The organism is Peribacillus sp. JNUCC 23 (genome assembly GCF_053653995.1).
In genome coordinates this window covers 3,967,544-3,991,013 of the sequence record NZ_CM132202.1, presented here as the reverse complement: position 1 = coordinate 3,991,013, position 23,470 = coordinate 3,967,544, and the positions used below count along the sequence as shown (strand labels likewise).

The 23,470-nt window shown below is 41.1% G+C and carries 23 protein-coding genes, 21 tRNA genes and 1 rRNA gene; 35 read left to right on the top strand and 10 right to left on the bottom strand.

Annotated features, from left to right (window positions below):
- The first annotated feature begins 33 nt into the window (after positions 1 to 33).
- The 22 genes from rrf (at position 34) to JNUCC23_RS19065 (ending at position 2,146) form a co-directional block, all read left to right on the top strand.
- Positions 34 to 149 (top strand): 5S ribosomal RNA (gene rrf / locus JNUCC23_RS19170).
- Between the two features lie 12 nt (positions 150 to 161).
- Positions 162 to 237 (top strand) — tRNA-Val (locus JNUCC23_RS19165).
- A 9-nt stretch (positions 238 to 246) separates the two neighbouring features.
- Positions 247 to 322: transfer RNA gene (locus JNUCC23_RS19160), tRNA-Thr, on the top strand.
- Between the two features lie 29 nt (positions 323 to 351).
- Positions 352 to 427, top strand: a tRNA-Lys gene (locus JNUCC23_RS19155).
- A gap of 12 nt (positions 428 to 439) precedes the next feature.
- A tRNA-Leu gene (locus JNUCC23_RS19150) sits at positions 440 to 521 on the top strand.
- A gap of 9 nt (positions 522 to 530) precedes the next feature.
- Positions 531 to 605 (top strand) — tRNA-Gly (locus tag JNUCC23_RS19145).
- A 12-nt stretch (positions 606 to 617) separates the two neighbouring features.
- Positions 618 to 706 (top strand) — tRNA-Leu (locus tag JNUCC23_RS19140).
- A 14-nt stretch (positions 707 to 720) separates the two neighbouring features.
- A tRNA-Arg gene (locus JNUCC23_RS19135) sits at positions 721 to 797 on the top strand.
- Positions 798 to 805: 8 nt separating this feature from the next.
- A tRNA-Pro gene (locus JNUCC23_RS19130) sits at positions 806 to 882 on the top strand.
- A gap of 22 nt (positions 883 to 904) precedes the next feature.
- Positions 905 to 980, top strand: a tRNA-Ala gene (locus JNUCC23_RS19125).
- A gap of 23 nt (positions 981 to 1,003) precedes the next feature.
- Positions 1,004 to 1,080, top strand: a tRNA-Met gene (locus JNUCC23_RS19120).
- A gap of 8 nt (positions 1,081 to 1,088) precedes the next feature.
- A tRNA-Ile gene (locus JNUCC23_RS19115) sits at positions 1,089 to 1,165 on the top strand.
- Between the two features lie 12 nt (positions 1,166 to 1,177).
- Positions 1,178 to 1,270 (top strand) — tRNA-Ser (locus JNUCC23_RS19110).
- A 31-nt stretch (positions 1,271 to 1,301) separates the two neighbouring features.
- A tRNA-Met gene (locus JNUCC23_RS19105) sits at positions 1,302 to 1,375 on the top strand.
- A 3-nt stretch (positions 1,376 to 1,378) separates the two neighbouring features.
- Positions 1,379 to 1,455 (top strand) — tRNA-Asp (locus JNUCC23_RS19100).
- Between the two features lie 112 nt (positions 1,456 to 1,567).
- Positions 1,568 to 1,643: transfer RNA gene (locus tag JNUCC23_RS19095), tRNA-Phe, on the top strand.
- Positions 1,644 to 1,665: 22 nt separating this feature from the next.
- Positions 1,666 to 1,741: transfer RNA gene (locus JNUCC23_RS19090), tRNA-His, on the top strand.
- Between the two features lie 5 nt (positions 1,742 to 1,746).
- A tRNA-Gly gene (locus JNUCC23_RS19085) sits at positions 1,747 to 1,820 on the top strand.
- Between the two features lie 6 nt (positions 1,821 to 1,826).
- Positions 1,827 to 1,903: transfer RNA gene (locus JNUCC23_RS19080), tRNA-Ile, on the top strand.
- Between the two features lies 1 nt (position 1,904).
- Positions 1,905 to 1,979 (top strand) — tRNA-Asn (locus tag JNUCC23_RS19075).
- Between the two features lies 1 nt (position 1,980).
- Positions 1,981 to 2,071 (top strand) — tRNA-Ser (locus JNUCC23_RS19070).
- Between the two features lie 3 nt (positions 2,072 to 2,074).
- A tRNA-Glu gene (locus tag JNUCC23_RS19065) sits at positions 2,075 to 2,146 on the top strand.
- A gap of 118 nt (positions 2,147 to 2,264) precedes the next feature.
- Here JNUCC23_RS19065 and JNUCC23_RS19060 read toward each other — a convergent pair.
- Positions 2,265 to 2,921: a TraR/DksA C4-type zinc finger protein gene (locus JNUCC23_RS19060; protein ID WP_454213032.1), complete on the bottom strand. Its 657-nt coding sequence runs from the start codon at positions 2,919 to 2,921 to the stop codon at positions 2,265 to 2,267.
- A 257-nt stretch (positions 2,922 to 3,178) separates the two neighbouring features.
- Positions 3,179 to 4,108 (bottom strand): 1,4-dihydroxy-2-naphthoate polyprenyltransferase, encoded by a 930-nt coding sequence (locus JNUCC23_RS19055; protein WP_454213030.1) that lies wholly within the window; start codon positions 4,106 to 4,108, stop codon positions 3,179 to 3,181.
- Between the two features lie 274 nt (positions 4,109 to 4,382).
- Between JNUCC23_RS19055 and JNUCC23_RS19050 the strand changes: the two genes are divergently transcribed.
- The 7 genes from JNUCC23_RS19050 to JNUCC23_RS19020 all read left to right on the top strand — a co-directional run bounded on the left by JNUCC23_RS19050 (position 4,383) and on the right by JNUCC23_RS19020 (position 12,412).
- Positions 4,383 to 5,792 (top strand): isochorismate synthase, encoded by a 1,410-nt coding sequence (locus JNUCC23_RS19050; protein ID WP_062175682.1) that lies wholly within the window; start codon positions 4,383 to 4,385, stop codon positions 5,790 to 5,792.
- A complete protein-coding gene (gene menD / locus JNUCC23_RS19045; RefSeq protein WP_454213028.1) occupies positions 5,785 to 7,530 on the top strand; it encodes a 2-succinyl-5-enolpyruvyl-6-hydroxy-3-cyclohexene-1-carboxylic-acid synthase in 1,746 nt (581 codons plus the stop codon). Before JNUCC23_RS19050 ends, menD begins: the two co-directional genes overlap by 8 nt.
- Positions 7,527 to 8,333, top strand: coding sequence for a 2-succinyl-6-hydroxy-2,4-cyclohexadiene-1-carboxylate synthase (menH, locus tag JNUCC23_RS19040; protein WP_454213026.1), 807 nt, complete (start codon positions 7,527 to 7,529; stop codon positions 8,331 to 8,333). Before menD ends, menH begins: the two co-directional genes overlap by 4 nt.
- Positions 8,334 to 8,346: 13 nt before the next feature.
- Entirely contained in the window at positions 8,347 to 9,165 is an 819-nt protein-coding gene (gene menB, locus JNUCC23_RS19035) for a 1,4-dihydroxy-2-naphthoyl-CoA synthase (RefSeq protein WP_062175688.1), read from the top strand.
- 284 nt (positions 9,166 to 9,449) lie between these two features.
- Positions 9,450 to 10,937, top strand: a complete 1,488-nt coding sequence (locus JNUCC23_RS19030; protein ID WP_454213024.1) for an o-succinylbenzoate--CoA ligase — start codon at positions 9,450 to 9,452, stop codon at positions 10,935 to 10,937.
- 3 nt (positions 10,938 to 10,940) lie between these two features.
- Positions 10,941 to 12,050, top strand: a complete 1,110-nt coding sequence (gene menC, locus JNUCC23_RS19025; RefSeq protein WP_454213022.1) for an o-succinylbenzoate synthase — start codon at positions 10,941 to 10,943, stop codon at positions 12,048 to 12,050.
- Between the two features lie 221 nt (positions 12,051 to 12,271).
- Positions 12,272 to 12,412, top strand: a complete 141-nt coding sequence (locus JNUCC23_RS19020; protein ID WP_157279334.1) for a hypothetical protein — start codon at positions 12,272 to 12,274, stop codon at positions 12,410 to 12,412.
- 410 nt (positions 12,413 to 12,822) lie between these two features.
- Here the strand turns inward: JNUCC23_RS19020 and JNUCC23_RS19015 are convergent, their stop codons facing one another.
- Positions 12,823 to 13,839, bottom strand: coding sequence for a metal ABC transporter solute-binding protein, Zn/Mn family (locus JNUCC23_RS19015; protein ID WP_454213020.1), 1,017 nt, complete (start codon positions 13,837 to 13,839; stop codon positions 12,823 to 12,825).
- 137 nt (positions 13,840 to 13,976) lie between these two features.
- The gene (gene yidD, locus JNUCC23_RS19010; protein ID WP_403067806.1) at positions 13,977 to 14,213 is read right to left on the bottom strand and encodes a membrane protein insertion efficiency factor YidD; all 237 of its coding nucleotides are present in this window, start codon (positions 14,211 to 14,213) and stop codon (positions 13,977 to 13,979) included.
- A 163-nt stretch (positions 14,214 to 14,376) separates the two neighbouring features.
- On the opposite strand from yidD, the gene JNUCC23_RS19005 reads away from it, so the two are divergent.
- On the top strand, positions 14,377 to 14,850 hold the full coding sequence (locus JNUCC23_RS19005; RefSeq protein ID WP_049682965.1) for an S-ribosylhomocysteine lyase: 474 nt from the start codon (positions 14,377 to 14,379) through the stop codon (positions 14,848 to 14,850).
- Positions 14,851 to 15,002: 152 nt separating this feature from the next.
- Here the strand turns inward: JNUCC23_RS19005 and ytzI are convergent, their stop codons facing one another.
- Complete coding sequence (ytzI, locus tag JNUCC23_RS19000) at positions 15,003 to 15,161, bottom strand: YtzI protein (protein ID WP_082191186.1); 159 nt, start codon at positions 15,159 to 15,161, stop codon at positions 15,003 to 15,005.
- A gap of 133 nt (positions 15,162 to 15,294) precedes the next feature.
- Here ytzI and JNUCC23_RS18995 point away from each other — a divergent pair, with 133 nt between their 5' ends.
- Entirely contained in the window at positions 15,295 to 15,780 is a 486-nt protein-coding gene (locus JNUCC23_RS18995; RefSeq protein ID WP_454213017.1) for a Dps family protein, read from the top strand.
- A 217-nt stretch (positions 15,781 to 15,997) separates the two neighbouring features.
- Here JNUCC23_RS18995 and JNUCC23_RS18990 read toward each other — a convergent pair whose 3' ends face one another.
- Entirely contained in the window at positions 15,998 to 16,255 is a 258-nt protein-coding gene (locus tag JNUCC23_RS18990) for a DUF6154 family protein (protein WP_028392644.1), read from the bottom strand.
- Positions 16,256 to 16,370: 115 nt separating this feature from the next.
- On the opposite strand from JNUCC23_RS18990, the gene JNUCC23_RS18985 reads away from it, so the two are divergent.
- Positions 16,371 to 16,766 (top strand): hypothetical protein, encoded by a 396-nt coding sequence (locus JNUCC23_RS18985; RefSeq protein ID WP_062175698.1) that lies wholly within the window; start codon positions 16,371 to 16,373, stop codon positions 16,764 to 16,766.
- A 336-nt stretch (positions 16,767 to 17,102) separates the two neighbouring features.
- Here the strand turns inward: JNUCC23_RS18985 and JNUCC23_RS18980 are convergent, their stop codons facing one another.
- Positions 17,103 to 17,972: a DUF6612 family protein gene (locus JNUCC23_RS18980; RefSeq protein ID WP_454213014.1), complete on the bottom strand. Its 870-nt coding sequence runs from the start codon at positions 17,970 to 17,972 to the stop codon at positions 17,103 to 17,105.
- Between the two features lie 131 nt (positions 17,973 to 18,103).
- Between JNUCC23_RS18980 and ytkD the strand changes: the two genes are divergently transcribed.
- Entirely contained in the window at positions 18,104 to 18,586 is a 483-nt protein-coding gene (ytkD, locus tag JNUCC23_RS18975; RefSeq protein ID WP_403067825.1) for an RNA deprotection pyrophosphohydrolase, read from the top strand.
- Positions 18,587 to 18,654: 68 nt separating this feature from the next.
- On the opposite strand, the gene JNUCC23_RS18970 is transcribed toward ytkD, so the two are convergent.
- Genes JNUCC23_RS18970 through JNUCC23_RS18960 form a run of 3 tightly spaced genes read right to left on the bottom strand, consistent with a single transcriptional unit; the run spans position 18,655 to position 21,210 of the window.
- A complete protein-coding gene (locus JNUCC23_RS18970; RefSeq protein ID WP_403067830.1) occupies positions 18,655 to 19,452 on the bottom strand; it encodes an ABC transporter permease in 798 nt (265 codons plus the stop codon).
- Positions 19,442 to 20,212 carry an ABC transporter ATP-binding protein gene (locus JNUCC23_RS18965; protein ID WP_403067834.1) on the bottom strand — a complete coding sequence of 257 codons (771 nt, stop codon included), beginning with the start codon at positions 20,210 to 20,212 and terminating at the stop codon, positions 19,442 to 19,444. Before JNUCC23_RS18965 ends, JNUCC23_RS18970 begins: the two co-directional genes overlap by 11 nt.
- A 2-nt stretch (positions 20,213 to 20,214) precedes the next feature.
- Entirely contained in the window at positions 20,215 to 21,210 is a 996-nt protein-coding gene (locus tag JNUCC23_RS18960) for an ABC transporter substrate-binding protein (RefSeq protein WP_454213012.1), read from the bottom strand.
- Positions 21,211 to 21,713: 503 nt separating this feature from the next.
- Between JNUCC23_RS18960 and JNUCC23_RS18955 the strand changes: the two genes are divergently transcribed.
- Complete coding sequence (locus tag JNUCC23_RS18955) at positions 21,714 to 21,974, top strand: hypothetical protein (protein ID WP_454213010.1); 261 nt, start codon at positions 21,714 to 21,716, stop codon at positions 21,972 to 21,974.
- A gap of 212 nt (positions 21,975 to 22,186) precedes the next feature.
- Positions 22,187 to 23,140 carry an alpha/beta hydrolase gene (locus tag JNUCC23_RS18950; protein ID WP_454213008.1) on the top strand — a complete coding sequence of 318 codons (954 nt, stop codon included), beginning with the start codon at positions 22,187 to 22,189 and terminating at the stop codon, positions 23,138 to 23,140.
- Positions 23,141 to 23,470: the final 330 nt, after the last annotated feature.

The following is a 23,470-nucleotide window of genomic DNA, read 5'->3' as shown; positions in this document are numbered from 1 at the left end:
GGCATTATAATAATAAATGTCTTATTGAAAATGTTTGGTGGCGATAGCAAAGAGGTCACACCCGTTCCCATTTCGAACACGGAAGTTAAGCTCTTTAGCGCCGATGGTAGTTGGGGGTCTCCCCCTGTGAGAGTAGGACGCCGCCAAGCATTATTCATAACGGAGGATTAGCTCAGCTGGGAGAGCATCTGCCTTACAAGCAGAGGGTCGGCGGTTCGATCCCGTCATCCTCCACCATTTTCACTTGCCGGTGTAGCTCAACTGGTAGAGCAACTGACTTGTAATCAGTAGGTTGGGGGTTCAAGTCCTCTTGCCGGCACCAGTTTCATTCACAGATTATTTGAGTAGTACGAGCCATTAGCTCAGTTGGTAGAGCATCTGACTTTTAATCAGAGGGTCGCAGGTTCGAATCCTGCATGGCTCACCATTATATTATTATGCGGGTGTGGCGGAATTGGCAGACGCACCAGACTTAGGATCTGGCGCCGCAAGGCGTGGGGGTTCAAGTCCCTTCACCCGCACTTTATCATGCGGAAGTAGTTCAGTGGTAGAATACAACCTTGCCAAGGTTGGGGTCGCGGGTTCGAATCCCGTCTTCCGCTCCACTTTTCGTATGTGCCGGGGTGGCGGAACTGGCAGACGCACAGGACTTAAAATCCTGCGGTAGGTGACTACCGTACCGGTTCGATTCCGGTCCTCGGCACCATTTTAAATATATATGCGCCCGTAGCTCAATTGGATAGAGCGTCTGACTACGGATCAGAAGGTTATGGGTTCGACTCCTTTCGGGCGCGCCATATATAGACGGGAAGTAGCTCAGCTTGGTAGAGCACTTGGTTTGGGACCAAGGGGTCGCAGGTTCGAATCCTGTCTTCCCGACCATGAACATCTAACCATTTATTATGGGGCCTTAGCTCAGCTGGGAGAGCGCCTGCCTTGCACGCAGGAGGTCAGCGGTTCGATCCCGCTAGGCTCCACCATTTATTCAAACTTATATTATTTTGGCGGTGTAGCTCAGCTGGCTAGAGCATTCGGTTCATACCCGAAAGGTCGTGGGTTCGACTCCCTCCGCCGCTACCAAAATATAAGGACCTTTAGCTCAGTTGGTTAGAGCAGACGGCTCATAACCGTCCGGTCGTAGGTTCGAGTCCTACAAGGTCCACCATGTATGCTATTTGGAGGTATACCCAAGTTTGGCTGAAGGGATCGGTCTTGAAAACCGACAGGGGAGTCAAATCCCGCGGGGGTTCGAATCCCTCTACCTCCTCCATTTTCAAAATAAATTTTATCATTCTTATTATCGCGGGGTGGAGCAGTTCGGTAGCTCGTCGGGCTCATAACCCGAAGGTCGCAGGTTCAAATCCTGTCCCCGCAATCTGGTCCGGTAGTTCAGTTGGTTAGAATGCCTGCCTGTCACGCAGGAGGTCGCGGGTTCGAGTCCCGTCCGGACCGCCATTTTTATTCAATAGTTAAACTTACTTTTGATATAAATTAATTGGCTTAGTTGCTCAGTAGTTAGAGCACGAAAGATAACTATAATCTTTATTTAAGTTATCAAATTTAATATGGCTCAGTAGCTCAGTCGGTAGAGCAAAGGACTGAAAATCCTTGTGTCGGCGGTTCGATTCCGTCCTGAGCCACCATTATTATTCAATATGTTTTATGGCGGTTGTGGCGAAGTGGTTAACGCACCTGATTGTGGTTCAGGCATTCGTGGGTTCGATTCCCATCAGTCGCCCCATTTACGCGGGTGTAGTTTAGTGGTAAAACCTCAGCCTTCCAAGCTGATGATGAGAGTTCGATTCTCTTCACCCGCTCCAAAGAATGGGCCTATAGCTCAGCTGGTTAGAGCGCACGCCTGATAAGCGTGAGGTCGATGGTTCGAGTCCATTTAGGCCCACCATTCCGCAGTAGCTCAGTGGTAGAGCATTCGGCTGTTAACCGAACGGTCGTAGGTTCGAGTCCTACCTGCGGAGCCATGGGGAAGTACTCAAGAGGCTGAAGAGGCGCCCCTGCTAAGGGTGTAGGTCGGGTAACCGGCGCGAGGGTTCAAATCCCTCCTTCTCCGCCATTTGGCCCCTTGGTCAAGCGGTTAAGACACCGCCCTTTCACGGCGGTAACACGGGTTCGAATCCCGTAGGGGTCATATAGAAAAGGTGCATACATCTACGTATGCATCTTTTTTATTTGACTTTTTTAGAATGGTCCTACTACCTCATTACTTATTTACTTAATAGATGGGGAGTCCTTTATCCATCTAGCATTTATTGCTTTTTATTAGGATAAACATTTCTGTTCTTTCCTTGTACATCATTTCCTATATATGCTTCATATTCTTCTGTAAAGCCTTCTGTTTCCTCTTCATTATCATAAATAGTATCATAACTCTCATAGTCGCCACTGTAGTCGGAAGGTGTCTCCGAAGTTCCAAAACGGGCAACCTCAGCAAAGCTATCTTCTTTGTCAGTGATTTCATTTCCAAGGCGGCGATTTTCGAAGTGGTTTCCTAAAGATGGGATAAGTACTTCTTCTTCTACCGGTCGTGCTGAAATAGTGTTTTGTGTTTGAGCGTGTTCAAAACAATGTAATGTGGCTGGAACTGCTTCGAGTCGTTCCAGAGAAATGGTGTTACCACAAACTTTACAATAACCATAATTTCCTTCATTTATAGCTTCAAGGGCAGCATTAGTTTTCTCAATTTGGGATTTAGCATGATCATTCAACGCCGAAATTCTTTCTTTATCAAAAAGTTCAGTACCCATATCTGCTGGGTGGTTATCATAAGAAGATAGTTCATCTACGGATTCTCTTTGCCCCACCTTTACTAAGGTTTCTTCATTCCTTTTAATTTGTTGTTGGAGTTGTTCTTTTTCTAAAAGTAATTTTTCCTTTAAATTTTGAATTTGTTTAGTAGTAGCCATTTTATTTCACTCCTTAGGAGATTTTTTTGGATCGTATATGTAACATTACCCGAATAGATGTTAGTAGAAACGTTGAGGGGCATGAAGAAAGAGGGGATTGATCACTTCTTTAACCATTTGATAAGAACAAAAAAGGATGTCCCAAAAGCAAAGGGTCAGCCCCAGCAAAAACTAAATGCAGTAAAGGATAAGTGTAAGAAACACTACATACTGATTTAGTGTGCGAGGTCAGACCCTTTTTGACATCCAATTTTTCATTAAACAAAATAGCTAATCAATAATCCTATAGATAGAAGCAAGCCGAAAATGGTGTTTGTTTGAGCAGTTGCTTTCATGGCGGGCATCATTTCAATCGGAATGGTTTTGCCAACAAAGCCTTTTGTTGCTTTTGCAGCCTTAGGGATGCTTAATAGAGTTAGCAGAATCCATGGTGTTACAACTCCTAATGCAACAATTACAATAACCCATAGGTAGGCAATAGCAAACATGATAACCATGAATCGCAAACCTTTTTCACGTCCTAGTAAAATTGGCAGCGTGCGTCGACCGTTTGCTTTGTCACCATCATGGTCACGTAGGTTATTAGACATATTAATTAAGCCGACTAGAATGAGGCTAGGTACTGATACGATTGCAACTGTGCTTGAAACATGACCAGTTTGGATGAAATAAGCAATGAGTATAATGACGTAGCCCATGAAAAATCCTGAAAAAAGTTCACCAAATGGTGTAGATGAAATAGGGATGGGCCCGCCTGTATACAAGTAACCGATAAGCATGCAGATTAAACCAACTGCAGCAAGCCACCATGAGGACACAGCACAGATATACACGCCAAGCAAAAGAGCAATTGCATAAAAGCTGAGTGCCAAATTCATAATCAACTTCGGCGTCATTCCATGGCGAACGATTCCGCCACCAATGCCAACTGATTCAGCGGTATCTAGACCGCGTTTAAAGTCATAGTATTCATTAAATAAATTAGTAGCTGCTTGAATTAATAGGCTGGCAATTAGCATTGCTGCAAATAGGATCCAGTTTACTTCCTCTGCTATTAAAGAGAGCAAGGTACCAATTAGTACAGGGACAAACGCTGCTGTCAACGTATGTGGACGAATCAGTTCCCACCAAATCTTCCAGCTGCGTTTTTCTTGTTGGGGTGAAACGGAATTAGATTGTATAGACATTACACTTCTCCTCTTAAGTTAGCTTGCATTTGTAATCACGAATCAAATATTGGTACAGAATAAGTGTAGGAAAACAAATTAAGTGTGTCAATGTCTATTTGTGATTTTCTTAACAATAACGTTTGTTTGTTTTTAAAAGAGAATATATTAATAGGAAAAAAGTTGTCATAGAACGATGAATAAAGACCGCAATAATTGACATTGAGTCGAAATGAGGTGTATCTTTAAATAGGTTTGTATGCTTTTAAAATGTTGACATTAAGGGGGATTTTTTTTGGCTATCTCACATGAAACTGAATGGTTTTATGGACTTCAGCAAGCTGTGCAAAAAGCGAAACAGCAAAAGCAAAAAGTCTTGTTCAGTGTAGTAAGGAAAATCGATGATTTAGACCCCCTTTCATTTTATCAAGCTGGAAGAGAACGGTATGCAGGAGAACGCTTTTACTGGCAGGATCCTGAAAAAGAACTGACCATTGCTGGTTTAGGTATAGTGGAAAAAATCCAAGTGAAGGCGGATGCTTTAAGAGTGAGAAGAATTGAAGCGAACTGGACTGATCTTCAGAAAAATGCCGTTAAAGCAGGTGTTACTGGAGTAGTGGGTACAGGTCCGTTAGTGTTTGGTGGATATTCTTTTGATTATAATAAAACGGATTCCCTGCTTTGGGATCAATTTGGTGATAGTTTGTTTTATATTCCTGCCTTCATGCTATCCATTGTGAAGGGACAAGCATATTTAACGACCAATATTGTTTGCACATCGGAAGATCAAGCAAATCTCTTCATAGATCTGATAAATGAATGGGAAAATGAGATTAGAAATCGTTTGACGAATGTGGCTGTAGGCGTAAATGAGTATTTGGAACAAATCGAGGATAATCCTGAGGGTTGGAAGAGAATTGTTGCAGAAGCCGTTTCACATATGAAGCATTCGGAATTGGACAAAGTTGTTCTAGCAAGAGAATTACGGATTGTGTTTAAGAAACGAATTGAAACAGTTGCTGTTCTTCGGCGGCTTCAAAAGGAACAAGCAGGAAGTTTTATTTTTTGTTTAGAATCGGCAGGGGATTGCTTTATTGGTGCAACCCCTGAGCGTCTCGTAAAAAAACACGGAAATGAATTATTCTCTGCCTGTCTTGCTGGCTCAATTGCTCGTGGGAAAGATGCAAAAAAGGATAGGAAGTTGGAACATGAGCTGCTACATGATCAAAAAAACCTCCTTGAACATCAATATGTCGTTTCCATGATTAAGGATGCACTAAGTTTGGTTTGTAAAAAGCTTGAAGTACCTAAAGATCCGACAGTTATGAAAAATAGGCATATTCAGCATTTGTATACACCAGTTAGCGGAGAATGCGATGCGGATGTGTCTATTTTCGACGTAATAGGCAAGCTTCACCCAACACCTGCAATGGGGGGACTTCCGACAGAACAGGCCGTTGCATGGATCCGTGAGAACGAAGAACTGGAGCGTGGCTTTTATGCATCGCCAATTGGCTGGTCTGATTCTTATGGAAATGGCGAGTTTGCGGTGGGCATACGTTCAGCGCTCATTCAAGGTAATGAAGCCTCCTTATTTGCTGGTTGTGGAGTACTGGAAGACTCTACGCCTGAAGGTGAATACGAAGAAACAGGAATAAAATTTAATCCGATGTTAAGTGCTTTAGGAGGGAACCTTCATGAATGATCGTGATGCGTTAACTGCGTATGCGACGGCTTTTGTCGATGAATTAGCTCAAAATCAAATAAAGGACGTAGTCATTAGTCCAGGTTCACGTTCCACGCCATTGGCCTTGCTTTTGGCGGAGCATCCAGAGATAAAGATTCATATTAATGTGGATGAGCGCTCTGCTGCCTTTTTTGCGTTAGGGCTTGCAAAAGCAATGAAAAAGCCGGTAGCGATGCTTTGTACATCAGGAACGGCAACCGCTAATTATTATCCTGCGATAGTAGAAGCGTTCTACTCTCGGATTCCACTGATTGTCTTAACGGCTGATAGACCGCATGAACTGAGGGATGTCGGTGCACCGCAGACAATCGATCAAATCGGAATGTATGGTAATCACGTGAAGTGGTTTGTCGAGATGGCACTTCCAGAAAGCAGTATGAGCATGGTGCGTTATGCGCGAACGGTTTGTGCAAGAGCTGTAGCGACTGCTGCTAATGAGCCAGCTGGTCCGGTTCATTTGAATTTCCCTCTGCGAGAACCGCTTATTCCGAATTTGGCAGAAGCGAGAAATTATCGTCAGGAGAAACAAGCTACTGTAGCGATTGAACCTGGTACCTTGACATTATCAATGAACCAATTGGATGCGATAGCACAAGAAATTGGGCAAGCTAAACGAGGGCTGATTATATGCGGAGAGATGAAGAATGATGGCATAAAAGAGGCTGTTACAAAGCTTGGCAGAAAACTAGGATATCCCATTCTTGCCGATCCACTTTCACAGTTGCGAAGCGGTCAACATTCGTTTTCAAATGTGATAGACTGTTATGATACATTTTTGCGTGATGAGCATGTGATGGATGCTTTTCATCCAGATGTCATCCTCCGATTTGGAGCAATGCCTGTGTCGAAGCCTTTGCTGTTATGGTTAAAAAAACAGAAGGCCGAGTCCTTTGTCATTGATGGTGGAGCAGGCTATCGGGACCCAAGCGGTCTTGTAACGCGTATGGTGTACAGTGCAGAAGAACGCTTTTGCCGAGATATTGCAGATAGGCTGCCTGAAAACGGTGACCAAGACTGGTTGCAACGCTGGGTTAAGGTTAATGAAGCGACAAAACATGCGCTCCGAAGCATCGTTAATGAAGAAGAGTTGGATGAAGGAAAGCTATTTTACCAATTGAATGAGCTTATGCCCGAGCACTCTCATTTATTTGTCGGAAACAGTATGCCTATTCGAGATGTAGATACGTTTTTCTTTGCAAATAATAAAAACATAGAAATCTATGCAAACCGGGGTGCAAATGGAATTGATGGCATTGTTTCGACCGCTCTTGGTGTGAGTACGGTTAAAGAAAAGACCGTACTTGCGATCGGTGATTTAAGCTTTTTCCACGATATGAATGGTTTGCTTGCCGGAAAGCTTCAAGGCCAAAATTTGACCATTTTAGTGATTAATAATGATGGGGGCGGGATATTCTCTTTCTTATCGCAAGCTTCGGAAAAAGAATATTTCGAAGTATTATTCGGTACGCCGCATGGTCTGGATTTTTCACACACGGCTCGTCTGTATAACGCAACGTATCGAAAGATAAAGGATTGGGATGAATTTAACGAGGTCTTTCCTGCATCATTTTCAATACCTGGATTAAAGATTATCGAGATTCCGACAAATCGTGAGACGAATGTTTTAAACCATCGTAATTTGTGGAGTTTTGTTTCCCGGGAAATAGCAGCTGCTTTAAACGGAGAAATACAGTGAAACTTGTCTGTCGAAGTGTCGAGTATCATATAGACATCATAGGACATGGGGAACCTCTGCTCCTTTTACATGGGTTTACAGGTAGCCTTGAAACATGGAGATTTCTTTGGCCGATACAGAAGAAGTATCAGCTGATTATGGTGGATATCATTGGTCATGGTGCTACAGAATCTCCTCATAATGCTGAGCGATATACTATGCTGGAAGCGGCGAAGGATATTCGAGAAATCTTAGAAAAGCTTTCGATTCAAAAAACTCATGTGCTTGGCTATTCAATGGGCGGAAGGCTGGCGCTAAGTTTTGCTTGCTTATTTCCTGAACTTGTACAGTCACTGATACTTGAAAGTGCTTCTCCGGGACTGAAGACAGAGGCTGCACGACAAGAGCGTAGAATCCAAGATGCAAAGTTAGCGGATAAAATTGTCGAAAAGGGCATTTCGGCTTTTGTCGATGACTGGGAGAATATCCCCCTTTTCGATTCACAGAAGAAAATGTCTCAGGAGAAGCAAAAGGCTGTGAGAAGAGAGCGGCTCGCGAATACGGAACTGGGTCTTTGTAACAGTTTACTTGGAATGGGGACAGGGAATCAGCCTTCCTGGTGGAATCAGCTTGAAAACTTATCTATGCCAATTCTTCTTCTCACAGGTGAGTTGGATAATAAATTTTGTGACATAGCGAGATTGATGCAATCACTCATTAAAGATTGCGAATGGCAGATAATAAATGATGCTGGTCATGCAATTCATGTGGAAGATGAAGAGAAGTTTGGTAAGATAGTAAGTGAGTTTTTAGCAAAACAATAAAGGAGGATATAACATGACAATTCAGTGGGAAACAATTCGTGAATATCAAGAAATTTTATTCCAAAAATATAATGGAATTGCTAAAGTATCGATTAACCGACCACATGTACATAACGCTTTTACACCGAAAACAGTGTCTGAAATGATCGATGCATTTGCAAGAGCGCGTGATGACTCTAGCATTGGCGTTATTATATTAACAGGTGAAGGCGGCAAAGCTTTCTGTTCAGGCGGTGACCAAAAAGTACGTGGACATGGTGGGTATGTTGGCGACGATGATATTCCACGTTTAAATGTATTAGATCTACAACGCTTAATTCGTACGATTCCTAAACCAGTTGTTGCTATGGTGGCAGGTTACGCGATTGGTGGAGGACATGTGTTACACATCGTCTGTGACTTAACGATTGCTGCTGACAATGCGGTATTCGGACAAACAGGACCAACGGTAGGAAGCTTTGACGCGGGTTATGGGTCTGGCTACTTAGCACGGATTGTAGGGCATAAGAAAGCGCGTGAAATCTGGTACCTGTGCCGTCAATATGGCGCACAGGAAGCATTGGACATGGGCTTAGTCAATACAGTTGTACCGTTAGAGCAATTAGAAGCTGAAACGGTACAATGGTGTGAGGAAATGCTTGAAAAGAGTCCGACCGCTCTTCGTTTCTTAAAAGCTGCATTTAACGCGGACACGGATGGTCTTGCAGGCCTTCAGCAATTTGCTGGCGACGCTACACTTCTGTATTACACAACAGACGAAGCAAAAGAAGGTCGCGATGCTTTCAAAGAAAAACGTAAACCTGACTTTGGTCAATTCCCACGTTTTCCTTAATACAAATGGACACGGCAGCTTGGCGGATTTTCTCGTCGAGCTGTTTTTATATACAAAACCTAAATGGTGTTAAAATGCCACCAGTTACTTTGAAGGATCTATCATTAAGAACGTTACACTCGCCTAATCACAATGGTGGCGGTGTGGAGCCGGGATTGTGGATGCTTTCTCGATAAGATGAGTATCCTGCTAAGTAGATTGGTTATAGTAGTAAGTCGCGACCGTTCCCATGTCCTTTATACAAAAAGGGGGCTAAATTTTGATTACAGAAAGAAGAGATCACCATGAATACAAAGGAAAGACTACCCAATTGGCTGAAGAAACGAGCTATGCTGTCGCCACATCGACCAGCTGTTGAATTTGAAGGAAAGGTTCTTACTTTTCGCGAGCTTGATTTGCAAGCGGAAGAGATGGCGGCAAAGCTTGCTACTCAAAATCTAAAACGGGGAGATTCTTGTGCTGTATTAATCCGGAATCACAAGGATAGTGTCATAATCATTCATGCTCTTTTTTATCTTGGTGTGAAGATTGTTATGCTCAATACCCGTTTAACTGCGGCTGAACTCATTTGGCAGCTTCGTGATAGTGAAGCAAAATTGCTTGTCTCTGAACAAGCTTTTTTTGAAAAACTAAATGTGATTCAATCTTCCATGCAGGAATTGCCCATTATTGAAAAAGAGGCGTTGGCTTTTATTAGTGGAGTAGAAGGCGTGCTTATTTTAGAAGAATTTGATTTGAGTGATATTGCGACCATCATGTATACATCGGGAACGACTGGGAATCCAAAGGGTGTCATTCAAACTTTTGGGAACCATTGGTGGAGTGCAATAGGCTCTGTTTTGAACCTTGGATTGACAGAACGAGATAGCTGGTATTGCGCGGTCCCCATTTTTCACATTAGCGGGCTTTCCATCTTCATGCGAAACGTCATTTATGGCATGAAGGTTGTGCTCGTTGAGAAATTTAATGAAGCAGAGGCCAATCAAATGATCATGGGAAATGGTGTGACAATTATTTCGGTTGTAACGGCTATGTTAAACAGGATGCTTACTGACCTTGGAGGAGATAAGTATCCAGCCACTTTCCGCTGTATGTTGCTTGGCGGTGGTCCGGCACCTAAGCATATGCTTTTGGAGTGCAAGGAAAAAGGGATCCCTGTCTATCAAACATATGGCATGACGGAAACGAGTTCGCAAATTGTCACCCTTTCACCTGAGGATAGTCTACAGAAAATTGGTTCAGCTGGGAAAACATTGTTTCCATCGCAATTGCGAATTGAAAAGGATGGACTTGAAGCAGAGCCGAATCAACCTGGTGAAATTGTTGTAAAAGGACCGAATGTAACTAAAGGTTATTTGAACCGAAAAGAAGCAACGGACGAAGCCATCAAGAATGGCTGGCTGTATACAGGTGATATCGGTTATGTGGATGAAGAGGGCTTTCTGTTTGTCTTGGATCGTCGGTCAGATTTAATCATTTCCGGCGGTGAAAATGTGTACCCTGCTGAAATTGAAGCAGTAGTAGGCAGTCATCCAGACGTGTTTGAAGCAGGTGTCACAGGAGTGTCTGATGAAGCGTGGGGCCAAATTGTTGTTGCCTTTGTTGTTAGTAAACCGGGTAGTGAGCTGACTGAGCAGAAGGTTATTGAATATTGTTTAACACGCTTAGCATCCTATAAGGTACCAAAACGAATTATCTTTTGCGAAGGACTGCCGCGGAACGCTTCGAATAAATTGTTGAGAAGAGAATTGAGAAAGCGATTGGAGGACTAGTTTATGAACATCTCCTCGATTTCTATCTCTCTTATTTCTGCTCCTTTAAAGCGACCATTCATGACTCATTTAGAGACGGTGACAAAACGGGAAGCAATTGTGATTGAAGTCCAAGATAGCGATGGCAGAATCGGCTATGGTGAAGCTGTTCCGTTTTCAAGCCCTTGGTATACAGAAGAAACGATTAAGACATGTTTGCATATATTAGAGGATTTTTTAATTCCACTTGTGCTAGGCAACCCAATGAATCACCCTAAAGAACTTGAAACATTATGGGCTGGTATTCGAAGAAATTCAATGGCGAAATCCGGTCTTGGACAAGCCATTTGGGACTTATATGCAAAGCAACGGGAAATGTACCTGGGCCAATTATTCGGAGGGATGAGGAAAACGGTTGCGGCAGGAGTTGTCATTGCAGCTGATGATGTGAAGAAGGCGCTTAAGCAGATTGAAGAATTTGCTGTAATCGGTTATCAGCGCTATAAAATAAAGATTCAACGATCTACGGATGTTGAAGTATTATCGGAAATCCGGCGTCATTATCCAGACATTCCGCTTATGGCCGATGCGAATTCTTCGTATTCCCTTGGAGATATTGAGCATTTGAAAAGGCTAGATGAATTCAACTTGCAAATGATCGAACAACCACTCGGACATGATGATTTAGTAGAACATGCAATTTTACAAAAAGAAATCCAAACGCCAATTTGCCTTGATGAAAGCATCTGCTCGTTTCATGACGCTAAACAAGCCTTAATGCTTGGGAGTGGTAAAGTGATTAGTATTAAGATGTCACGCGTTGGTGGATGGGTGGAGGCTGTCAACATTCATAATCTGTGTGTAGAAAAAGACATTCCGGTTTGGTGCGGTGGAATGATTGAATTTGGCATTTCGAAAGCTCATAATATTGCGCTTGCCTCGCTTAACGGATTTACAATTCCAGGTGATGTATCGTCATCTACACGTTACTGGGAGTATGATATTGTTAATCCAGAAATCGTTGTGGAGAATGGATTTATAACGGTTCCAGATGGTGTGGGAATTGGTTTTGAAGTGAATGAACAGAACTTGAGAGCCATGACGGTTCATCAGCAATTATTTAAATCGCAATAGAGATTGTTCAAAAAGTCCGGTCGACGAACTTTTCGGCTCTTTTTATCCTCCTTTTTGCACACGTACTATTAGAAATGTTGGGCAAGAAGTGAGATATATGTTCACTTCTTGTATTCCTTTTTGAAGGTTCCATAAAATAGGCGGCTGACTGTTTTTTTCATAGAATTTCTCAGTTATAATGAAGGTAATAAGCATCCAGAATCTGTATGGGAGATGATCTGATGACAAAGCCTTATCTAATTGCGGAAATTTTACTAAGACGCGGCCTGCCAGAGAATGTCGTTAAAGAGATCACAAGACTTGCGGAAAATGAAATTGTTTGGTTAAAGAAAAAATGCAGTTTGGATGAAGTGGAACGCTAACTGGTGCTAACAACCATACAAAACCAATCTAACGTTAGAACACCACCAGATACTATGAAGGATAGATCATGAAGCACGCTACACTCACCTCATTACAATGATGGCGGTGCAGAGCCTAAATTTCGGATTCAATCTCGATAAAATAAGTATACCTGTTAAGTTGATTGGCTATATGAGTAAGTCGCGAAGACCCGTCCCCATGTCCTTCATACAAAACAAAGGCAAGCTCTGCATATGGGGTTGCCTTTTTAACATTGGTTCAAAGGGAGGGAATGAAGGTAAGGGTTTATAAAAATAAAAAAGATGCCCTAATGGTCTAACCTCGCACTCATCATACAGTATCGTGTCACTTACACTTCTTTTAAACTGTATGTAGTAGTTGTGAGGAAAGAACGGACATCCTTCTCCATTTAATTTAAAGCTGTTTTTAACGTTTCAAGGTTTTTATCCATTATGCTGAAATAATCTTCTTTGTTGCTGATATCATTGTCAGTGAGTACAGATAAATTATGGAGCTGCAATGATTTTGCTCCAAGTTCATCTTGGATAATTTTTGTTAGCTTGGATGAGATGTTTTGTTCATAAATGATGTATTGAATTCCATTGTCTTTTGCAGTTTTCACGATGTTTTCCAGTTGTTTTTGTGAAGGTTCACTTGCTGAAATGCCAGATACGCTGATTTGTTCAAGACCGTAACGCTTTTCCCAATAGCCGTAGGCTGCATGTGATACGATAAGTTTCTTTGTTTTTGCTGTAGAGATCGTTTCAGAAAATTGACTATCTAAATTCGTTAATTTTGTTAATAATGCTTCATATTGTTTTTGGAAGTAATCTGCTTTAGCAGGCATTTGTTCAGAAAGCTCATCTTTAATAATTTCAGCCATTTGTGCAGCATAGACAGGATCAATCCAAAGATGTGGATCTACGCCACCATGCTCATGCTCATGTTCCTCAGTAGCAGCTTCACCGTCGTGCTCATGCTCATGTTCCTCAGTGGCAGCTTCACCGTCATGTTCATGACTATGTTCTTCAGTAGTAGCTTCATCATCATGCGCTATTTCGACTTTTTCACCTACTGCGACAACTTTTGTGCCTTCATCTTCAAGAATCGATTTCGACTTATTGACAAAGCCTTCTAAGTTATGTCCAATGTAGAAAAAGAGATCAGATTGTGCCATTCCAATGATATCTTTTTGAGATGGTTCAAAGCTATGTTCGTCTGTTCCTGGTGGATAGACCGTTTTTACGTCTACAAAATCGCCACCAATTTTTTTAGTAAAATCCTCTAGGGCATAGACAGTTGTGTAAACCATTAACTTTTCTTTGCCATCGTCTGTTTGCGCCTCTTGCTTAGTAGTCGCTGAACTACAGCCAGCCAAAAAGGTGGCAAATATAAATAAGATTGCGATACTTAGCTTTTTTTTCATTTGTCTTTCTCCCCACTATCAGTTTTTGTTTATTAAACGAAACCATTACGGTTTAATAAAAATGGATATAAACGAAATCATTCCGATTTGACTTATGTATCGTACCTTAATTAAGCTAAAAGTGCAAGAAAAAAATTTTAAGGTCGATGTTTGCAAGGTTTATCAGGAACTGGGTCAATGCCGCCTGGGTGAAATGGATGACATTTAGAGATTCTTCTTATGGTAAGCCAGCTACCCTTAATGGGGCCGAACCGTTTAATTGCTTCTAATCCGTAATGTGAGCATGTAGGATAGAAGCGGCAGGTAGGTGGTTTTAAAGGAGAAATAACCTTTTGGTAAAATTGGATTCCGAAAATTAATATTTTTTTTAACATAAGAATCAGCCTTCATTCTATAGAATATATATTGGTAACAATATATCATATTTTCATTCAAAAAGATGCTGGAAATCATTTTCCTTCTAATTCAGTTTAAATAGATGAAATAAATCGGGATTAGATGTAGTATATACATATAAATGGGAAGAGGAGTGATACAATGCCTTCAGTAGAGAGCTTTGAATTAGATCATAATGCCGTGAAAGCACCTTATGTACGTCACTGTGGGGTACATAAAGTAGGGACAGATGGAGTAGTCAATAAATTTGACATTCGTTTTTGCCAGCCTAATAAACAGGCAATGAAGCCGGATGTGATTCATACGTTAGAGCATCTGCTTGCCTTCAATCTTCGTGAGCATTCAGAGAAATATGATCACTTCGATATTATCGATATTTCGCCAATGGGTTGCCAGACTGGGTACTACCTAGTCGTAAGCGGAGACCCGACTGTTACTGAGATCATTGATGTACTTGAAGACACAATGAAGGATGCTGTACAAATTACAGAAATTCCTGCAGCAAATGAAAAACAATGCGGTCAAGCGAAACTTCATGACCTAGAAGGCGCGAAGAAATTAATGAATTTCTGGTTATCACAAAGTAAAGAGGATCTTCATAAAGTTTTCGGTTAAAAGACATCCATGAGCATCTGATCTAAAACTAAAACGATGAAAAAGAAGAAAAGGGTATCTCATAAGGGTCAGACCTCGCACTATACAGTATGTGTTTATACTGCATTTAGTTGTTGCGGGTTCTGACCCTATGCTTTTGAGACGCTCTTTTCTTATTGCTTGTCATTTGAAGTTTTGTTTGCTTTATTCTCATCGGGATCTGGTGATGGATCAATTGTATGTTTATAATCGTATCCTTTATTAATGGTAAAAACAGATAGCGCTAAGATTACAAGGACAATAATAATGCTAATAATTATAATCGTTTTCACCTGTATACTCCTTTACAAGTATTTTACTTTTATTATACAGGAAAATCCTACATTAAACCTTGGCTCATTAGGAAAAAATACATGTTTTAACTTAAGTAGAGAGGGAATTATAGTTAATAGGAGGGTGATAACGATGGCAAAAAATAATATTGTTGAATATAAACAAGGTGAAAACCGTAAAGTGGACCAATTGGTTGAACTGGTGAATCAAGAAATCGCAAACTTAAGTGTGTTATATACAAAATTGCATAATTATCACTGGTATGTAGACGGTCCACATTTCTTCTCTTTGCATGTAAAATTGGAAGAACTATATAACGAAGTTACAGCTCATATGGATGAGCTTGCGGAAAGATTGCTGGCGTTAGGTGCAAAGCCTGTAGCGACGCTTAAGGAACAACTTGATCTAGCAACAATTAAAGAAGCGACTGAAAAAGAAAAAACAGAAGCGATGATACAAACAATCATTAATGATTTTGAGCAATTGTCACAAGAATATTCAAAAGCCATTAAATTGGCAGAAGAAAACGCGGACCAAGTGACAGGCGATATGTTTGTAGGGATTCAAAAAAGCTTCGATAAACATACATGGATGCTTCGTGCTTATTTGAAGAAATAATATAGTTCTTTGAAGTCTCGCCTAAAGAAGATGTCTCAGGAAGGGTCAGACCTCGTACTCTATACACAGTATATGGTAGTAAAATACTAACTATAATCTGTAGATAGTCGTTGCAAGGTGTGACCCTTTCCTCATGGGACAGCCCTTTTTTTAGAGGAGGGCACATGAAAAAGCCCTCACGATCGAATGAAGGCTGTAGTCTATGTATAAAATGCTTTCAATGAATATTACGAGGGTGATAATGGGTAACTTTGGCATTATTCATGCTATCATGTGCAAATTTGCCTTTAAGTGATTCAATAATGTAAATACCAAGGAGGTTATTAATTTCCTGATCGTCCATTTCTTCAAGTAAGTTGAATATCTCCTTCCGATCAAGCTGTTCAAGGACGGCAAAGGTTAGCATATCGATATCTTCTTCATCCCCAGACAATTTATCACGGTATAGGTTGTACAAATCCTCAATGAGTTTCATTTTTTCACCTCTTTTTCAAGTTTTAAATCATGTTTAGTATATGACTTTCCTAATTAAAGATACTTAATCAATTATTTTACACGTTAATTGTATTTAATGGAAGAATAAGTGATGTATGAAGCAGAGTGATGAAAGGGAAAATAATACTATTATAGGGGGGATTACAGTGGGTGAGGATCGAAAGACGTATTATATTTGGCTGCCGAATGGACAAATCTTTCAGGATAGTGAAAGTTCGCCTTGGAATTATAAAATTGAAGCAACTGATGATGAAATCAAGCAGCTTCGTGAATATTTTGATCAAAATTATTCTACAGAAATCGGGAACTTTTACCGTGCGCACATCCCGTTTTTAGAGTATCATCATGATCCAGGAAATGATGCTTATGATAAGACGCTTCATGAAGTGTACGAGTTGATTTATAAACTTGGAGATACCGATGCGAGAAATCATATTGCGAATATGGAGATATTATCTTCTTTTCCTAGAGAAACAGGGAAGGACCTGTAATGGATACCTTATTTGAAAATTCGAGTCAAGGAAATAAGAAAATTTGCATCCGAGGCACGTTAAGAGACCGATAGCTAAAATGTAGCCTTCATCATCCAAGAGTAAAAATTGAAAACAATAATCCATTCAATTGAAAAAGAACAAGTATCATATTAGAAAAGGGTCAGTCCTCACACTCGTCATACAGTTAAATAAAACTGTATGACGAGTGCGAGGTTAGACCCTTTTTTCTTTTATCCCGCATTAACGGGCAGTAAGACCCCTACCTCAAGGTTTAGAGGAATCGAAGAAGCATAGGAGGAGGACAACTGCCCGTAAAAGCCCGATTGGTTCAACTTATTGTGGAAGGTCAATTTCTTGTGCGGATTTAAGCACTTCTTCAGGGATCGTAATATCCTTCACGCCGTTATAATTACTAAAGGTTGCGTTTGTTTTTTGTTCGAGTGTCACTTCTTCACTGCCTTCAGTAGTCTTGAATGTCATATCCATGCTCATTGTTGTAGGATTGAAGGTTTTCTTGTCAATCGTATAGGAATACTTTAATCCAGTAACATCTACATTTTGTAAATCAAGTCCTAATTCTTGACCAAAGCTCTGTGAAAGTTGTTCTTGCATGAACGCATTGAATTTTTCAGCTGAAGCATTTAGTGATAAAATATAAGAAGAATCGTCTTGTTCAAATGTGAAGTCTTCAATATATTCTTGCATTTTTTTCAGTTCGGCAGCAGGATCGCCTTGCTGTTCCGATGCTTTAAGAAGTTCTGTTGACATTTCGTCAGGTAGCTTCATCCAAGTTCCTTGTGTTGGTTCATACGTAAAGAAACCTTCTTTAGTGAAATAACTTTCTGTTTTCACTGATTCTTCACCTGGCATATTGATGGATATGACTTGATAGAGGGAGATTGGGTTTTGAATGACATCCATGTCAATGGTTGAAGTAATATCCATTGGTTCTGAATCACTACTTGAAGTAATGGTTTGATCAGTCTCCATTTTCACAGTTAAACTCTTCAATTCTTTACTTGCTACAATGGTTTTTTCAAATACTTCCTCAAGAGTAAGGGATTCTTCTTTTGGTGCAGATTGTTCAGTGTTTGGTTTGGTTTCTGATTTTCCGGTTTCAGAAACGGGTGTAGCTTTTTGGCCACAGCCACTTAAAAGTACTACTAGTGCGAAGAAAGGGATGGCTAATGATTTTAGCTTCATTGCATCGACTCCTTTTTGGTCATTTACATACATAATATAATAAAAGAGGAAAAGATTGTTATGTAACACTTCTTTTCTACTTAAATAAACCTTTCTACCTAATTTTTTAGGTGGGGAAACAGGGAGAAAGTATGAAAAAATTTTTTGATAATCATGGACATCAAGTTGATTTTTCCTGTAAAGAGGAATTTGGTGATGCTTGGCATGTGCTTGTTTTAACACACTGGAACAAGCAATGGGTTGTAACACGGCATAAAGTTAGGGGACTTGAATTTCCGGGTGGGAAGCGGGAAAAGGGAGAAACGATTGAGGAGGCAGCGGTACGTGAGGTGTATGAGGAAACAGGCGGGAAGGTGGCCAGTTTGCTTTTTCTTGGACAATATCGTGTACATGCAGTAAGTGGACCGTTTATTAAGTCGATTTACTTTGCTGAACTTACTGAGTTAGTTGAAAAAGACGATTATTTGGAAACGGAGGGACCCGTATTATTGGATCAACTTCCAGATCATCTAGAAACGGACTCTCGCTTTAGTTTTATCATGCGAGATGAGGTTATTCCGTTAAGTATCGAGCGACTGCGAAACATTCTACCGGATTGTAAATCTGATAAATAAGGCTAAGGGTCCAGATCCCGCAACTACTAATACTGCGAGGCTAGGCCCTTTTAAAGCGCCTTATCATTTCAGCGGTCATGCTTAATTAATGATTTTTCAAGCAGTTCAACAAGCTGGTACATCACTGTGGCACAGACAGCGATAATCATGAGCGACAAGAGGACAAGGTTGAAATTAAATACTTGGAATCCATAAATTATCAAATAGCCAAGTCCTTTTGAAGAAACAAGGAATTCGCCGACGATGACGCCAACCCAGGAAAGACCCACATTTACTTTCAATGTCGAGATGATGGTTGGAAAGGATGCAGGTAGTACAGCTTCTTTAAACGTTTGAAAGCGGTTGGCGCCAAATGTTTGGAGCACTAATAGGTAGTTCGGATCAACACCTTTAAATGCGGTGTAGACGACGATGGTCGTGATAATGACGGATATAATCGCTCCCATTGTGATAATAGAAGTGAAGCCTGGTCCGAGTGCTACGATTAAGATCGGTCCAAGAGCGACCTTCGGCATCGCATTTAAGATGACAAGATAAGGATCAAGAACTCTTGAAAGAAATGGCGACCACCAAAGAATCGCGGCAAGTAATGTTCCAAGCAAAGTACCAATGATAAATCCAAGTACTGTTTCGAATAGGGTTATGCTTAGATGGTTAAACAAAGTGCCATCACTTATTTTTGTAAGAAACAGGATCCAAATCTTTGACGGTGAGCTGAAAATGAGTTGATCTATCCACTTGAATCTTGAAGCAATCTCCCATCCTGAAAAAAAAGCAAGGAAGATGAGGAGTTGATACAAACGGACCCACCGTCTCTCTTTGACGAGTGCTGCTTTGTATTGGGTGTGGAGTGCATTAATGTTCAAGGCTCTCAAGCTCCTTCCAAATAGTTTGAAATAGGGAGGAGTAGCTTGGATGGTTACGGGCTTGAAAAGGAGTTAACGATCTAAGTTCATTAGGGACTTCAAATACTTTGTGAATTCTGCCAGGGCGGGCCGCAAACAAGTAAATACGGTCGCTCATAGCAATCGATTCGCCGATATCATGTGTAACCAACACAGCTGTTTTACCATATGCCTTCAATGTTTCAGAAACGAGGTCTTCAAGCTTCAGTTTCGTTTGATAATCGAGCGCAGAGAATGGTTCGTCTAGCAATAGGATCTTTGGATCAACGGCGAGTGTTCTTGCTAGCGCTGCCCGCTGTCTCATTCCACCTGACAACTCCCTTGGATATTGATGTTCTACATTAGGTAAGCCGACATCTTGAAGGAGCTTCATCGCTGTTGACAGAGAAGTTTCTTTATCATGTTTCAATAACTTTAACCCCAGTGTTACGTTTTGCTCAATCGTTTTCCACGGAAATAAGTAATCTTGCTGTAGCATATAGCCTATTTGAAGCTCATCCCGTGAAAGCACGGGCTGCCCTTCCAGCAAAACGGTGCCAGCTGTTGGTGGAAATAGACCAGCAATAATAGATAACAGGGTTGTTTTTCCACAGCCACTTGGGCCAAGAAAGGAGATAAACTCCCCTTTCTCGATCGATAAATGAATATTTTGTAGTGCCTGTGTTGCCGTTTGTTTCGAAAAGTACGTATGATCAACACGATTAATCGTTAGAAAGTCCATGATTACTTCGATACCTTTTCGGCAAATGATGTGTTCACTAAGTCTTCATAAGCTAATCTACTTGGAAGCTCACCTGCTGCATCCATAATATTCTGCAAGTTATTCCACTCTTCTTCATCTAAAATCGGGTCTGTTGCATAGGAGCCTTGTGCTTTATAACGATCCACAACGGTTCCAATTAATGTAAGATCTGTGTCTTCAAAATACGGTTGAATTACTTCGGCTACTTCTTGACTGCTATGTTCCTGCACCCAATCTTGTGCTTTTTTTACAGCACGGGTGAACTTCTCGACCGTTTCGCCCTTCTCTTCTATATAACTCGCTTTGGTCATGAATGTTGTGTAAGGAATATGCCCTGATTCCGTTCCGAATGAAGCGACAATATGGCCTTTTCCTTCTTTTTCAAACAGGCTGGCAGTCGGTTCAAATAGTTGTACATAATCACCTGTACCTGAAGCGAAAGCTGTAGCAACATTGGCAAAATCAATGTTCTGGATAAGTGTCAGATCATTGTGAGGGTCGATGCCATGCTTCTTGAGTACAAACTCACCAGCCATTTGTGGCATGCCACCTTTACGCTGACCAAGGAAGGTAGACCCTTTTAGCATATCCCAAGAAAAGTCATCGATTTTCTCACGAGAAACGAGGAACGTTCCATCGGTCTGGGTAAGTTGGGCAAAATTCACAATTGGATCATTTGCACCTTGAGCGTTCACGTAAATTGATGTTTCAGACCCGACAAGGGCAACATCCGCGCCATCCGATAATAAAGCAGTCATCGTTTTATCGCCGCCAGCTGTCGTTTTTAAGTCGATGCTTAGTCCTTCTTCTTCAAAAAATCCCTTTTCAATCGCTACATATTGCGGTGCATAGAAAATCGATCGAGTCACCTCTGCGACACGCACCTTTGTCAGATCTTCCTTGCCACATGCACTAAGAGCGAGGATTAATAAACAGGCCAATGTAATCATGAATCCTGCTTTTACCCAATGTTTCATCTTCCATTCCTCCTAATTCGTAGGTCATTCACCTAGAATAACGTATGCAGAAGTGAAAAATGTGTGAATGCCTATAAGAGAGAGAAAAAAGGATCGCGCCACTTCATAAAACCAGCATAATTGCGATCCATAAGTTCCTATCGGAAAGGAGTAACGGTTCGACTGAAAACGAATCGTATTGTTCTTATTTACGTTTTTTTGGAATAATAACTGTGCGTGTACTTTCATTAGAAAGTAGTAGAGAGGCAGGTTGTAAGTGTTGCTTTTCGCCGAGAGATACGTACAATCAGTCTCTTTTTCACATCATTCCTTTTGATTTATGGTCAGCTTTCGGACATAAATGAAGTGGAATTTATGGTTCTTCACATTTGGGTGAAATTCATGGGTGCTTTAGGGAAACGAATAACTGTCATCATTAACAACGATCTAGTACGATTTTCATTATTATACACTCAACTTTCACACCTTAAAAATCTTGATTAATTATCGGTATCTTTTGGAAGATGGCAGATGCATTTGGAGGAATCGCTCTGCCTAGATTCATTACAATGGTGGTTATATTTCCTTCTATTGTGGGTAGAGATGAGGAGCAACCTGTACCTCCTTTTCAACAGCAGGCTCTTTTTAAGAAGCGCGAAGTGGCACTTGGATTATCAATCACCTTTTTCTTGCTTGGTGGATATTCGATTGTTTATACCTATATCTCTCCTTCTTTGCTAACTGTATTAGGGATAGTGGTACTTTCCTTAGCACAGGTTTGCTAACCTTCGGGATTGAGAGTCTGATCGGATCGAAGTGGTGTGACTGTTAAGCTAAATGGTGGTAAGACGTTGCATATGAGTATTTTGTTGTCCCTTGTAACGAATTCGCCGAGTTTTGGTCGACCTTACATGAAGCTCGTTCTGGGCATGTTATGTGCGGTTAAATTTAGTGAAATATAAAATGAAAACTAATAAAACTTTAGGAGGAGTTAAAGATGACACAAAATCAAAATAGAAAAGTGGTATTGGAGCCTGCTGCACAAAAATTCGTAGAGGACACGGCTAACCCGCCGTACCTGTTTGATCTTGGTCCAGAGAAGGGCAGGGAAACAGTAGATGAAGTACAGTCCGGAGAGGTTAAAAAGCAGCCGGTTGAAGTAGAAGAGCTTGTCATTGAGGGAGAGACAACTGGACCTGTATCCATTAAAATATTGCGCCCTGAAGATGCCTCAGAAAATCTCCCTGTCATTTTATATACGCATGGTGCAGGCTGGGTTTTCGGAAACGCACATACACATGATCGTTTAGTTCGGGAACTTGCTGTTGGATCACAATCAGCGGTCGTGTTCACTAATTACAGTCTTTCGCCAGAAGCCAAATATCCGATTGCTATAGAAGAGGTCTATACGGCTTTGGAATGGATTGCTAAAGAAGGCGATAATTACGGGATGGATTCAAGTAATATTACAGTAGCAGGTGACAGTGTTGGAGGAAATATGTCGGCAGCTATTACGCTAATGGCCAAAGAACGAAAAGGTCCAGCTATTCGCAAGCAATTACTTTTCTATCCTGTAACGGATGCTTCATTTGATACGGATTCATACAAACAATTTGCTACCGGATATTTTCTGCGTATGGATGGGATGCAATGGTTCTGGGATCAGTATACATCCGATCCACAGCAGAGAGCAGAAATAACTGCATCTCCACTTCGGGCAACAACAGAACAATTAAAGGGGCTTCCTGAAGCTTTAGTTATCACGGCAGAAGCCGACGTTTTGCGCGATGAAGGAGAGGCATACGCCAATAAGCTTCGCGAAGCTAGTGTAAAGGTAACTGCAGTACGCTTCCAGGGTATCATTCATGACTTTGTGATGCTTAACGAATTCGCAGACACAGAAGCAGCAAAAGGGGCTATAATGCTTGCAAACGCATGGCTGCGTGAATAGAGGGAACATCCCAAAAAAGAAGATTAACTTTTAAAGGAACGAACCTCTTTTGTCATAATCTCCTTTTTGATTTATTTAATCAAAAGGGAGATTATGCTTTCAAAAACCTGAAAGATGGAATGAAGAACGCTTTTGGAAGGAAGCTTCACTCCGCTTCGATAAAGCGACAGTACGAACCCGACTCAATGAATTACACACTAAGTACACCACGTCCTCATGTCTTGGTCTGTTTGCTCCTCATGTTGTGGAACTAAACCTTTACTTACGCATCGGTAAGTTTCACTGTATCACACCAATCGGGCTTTTACCGACAGTTAATCTCAACTAATA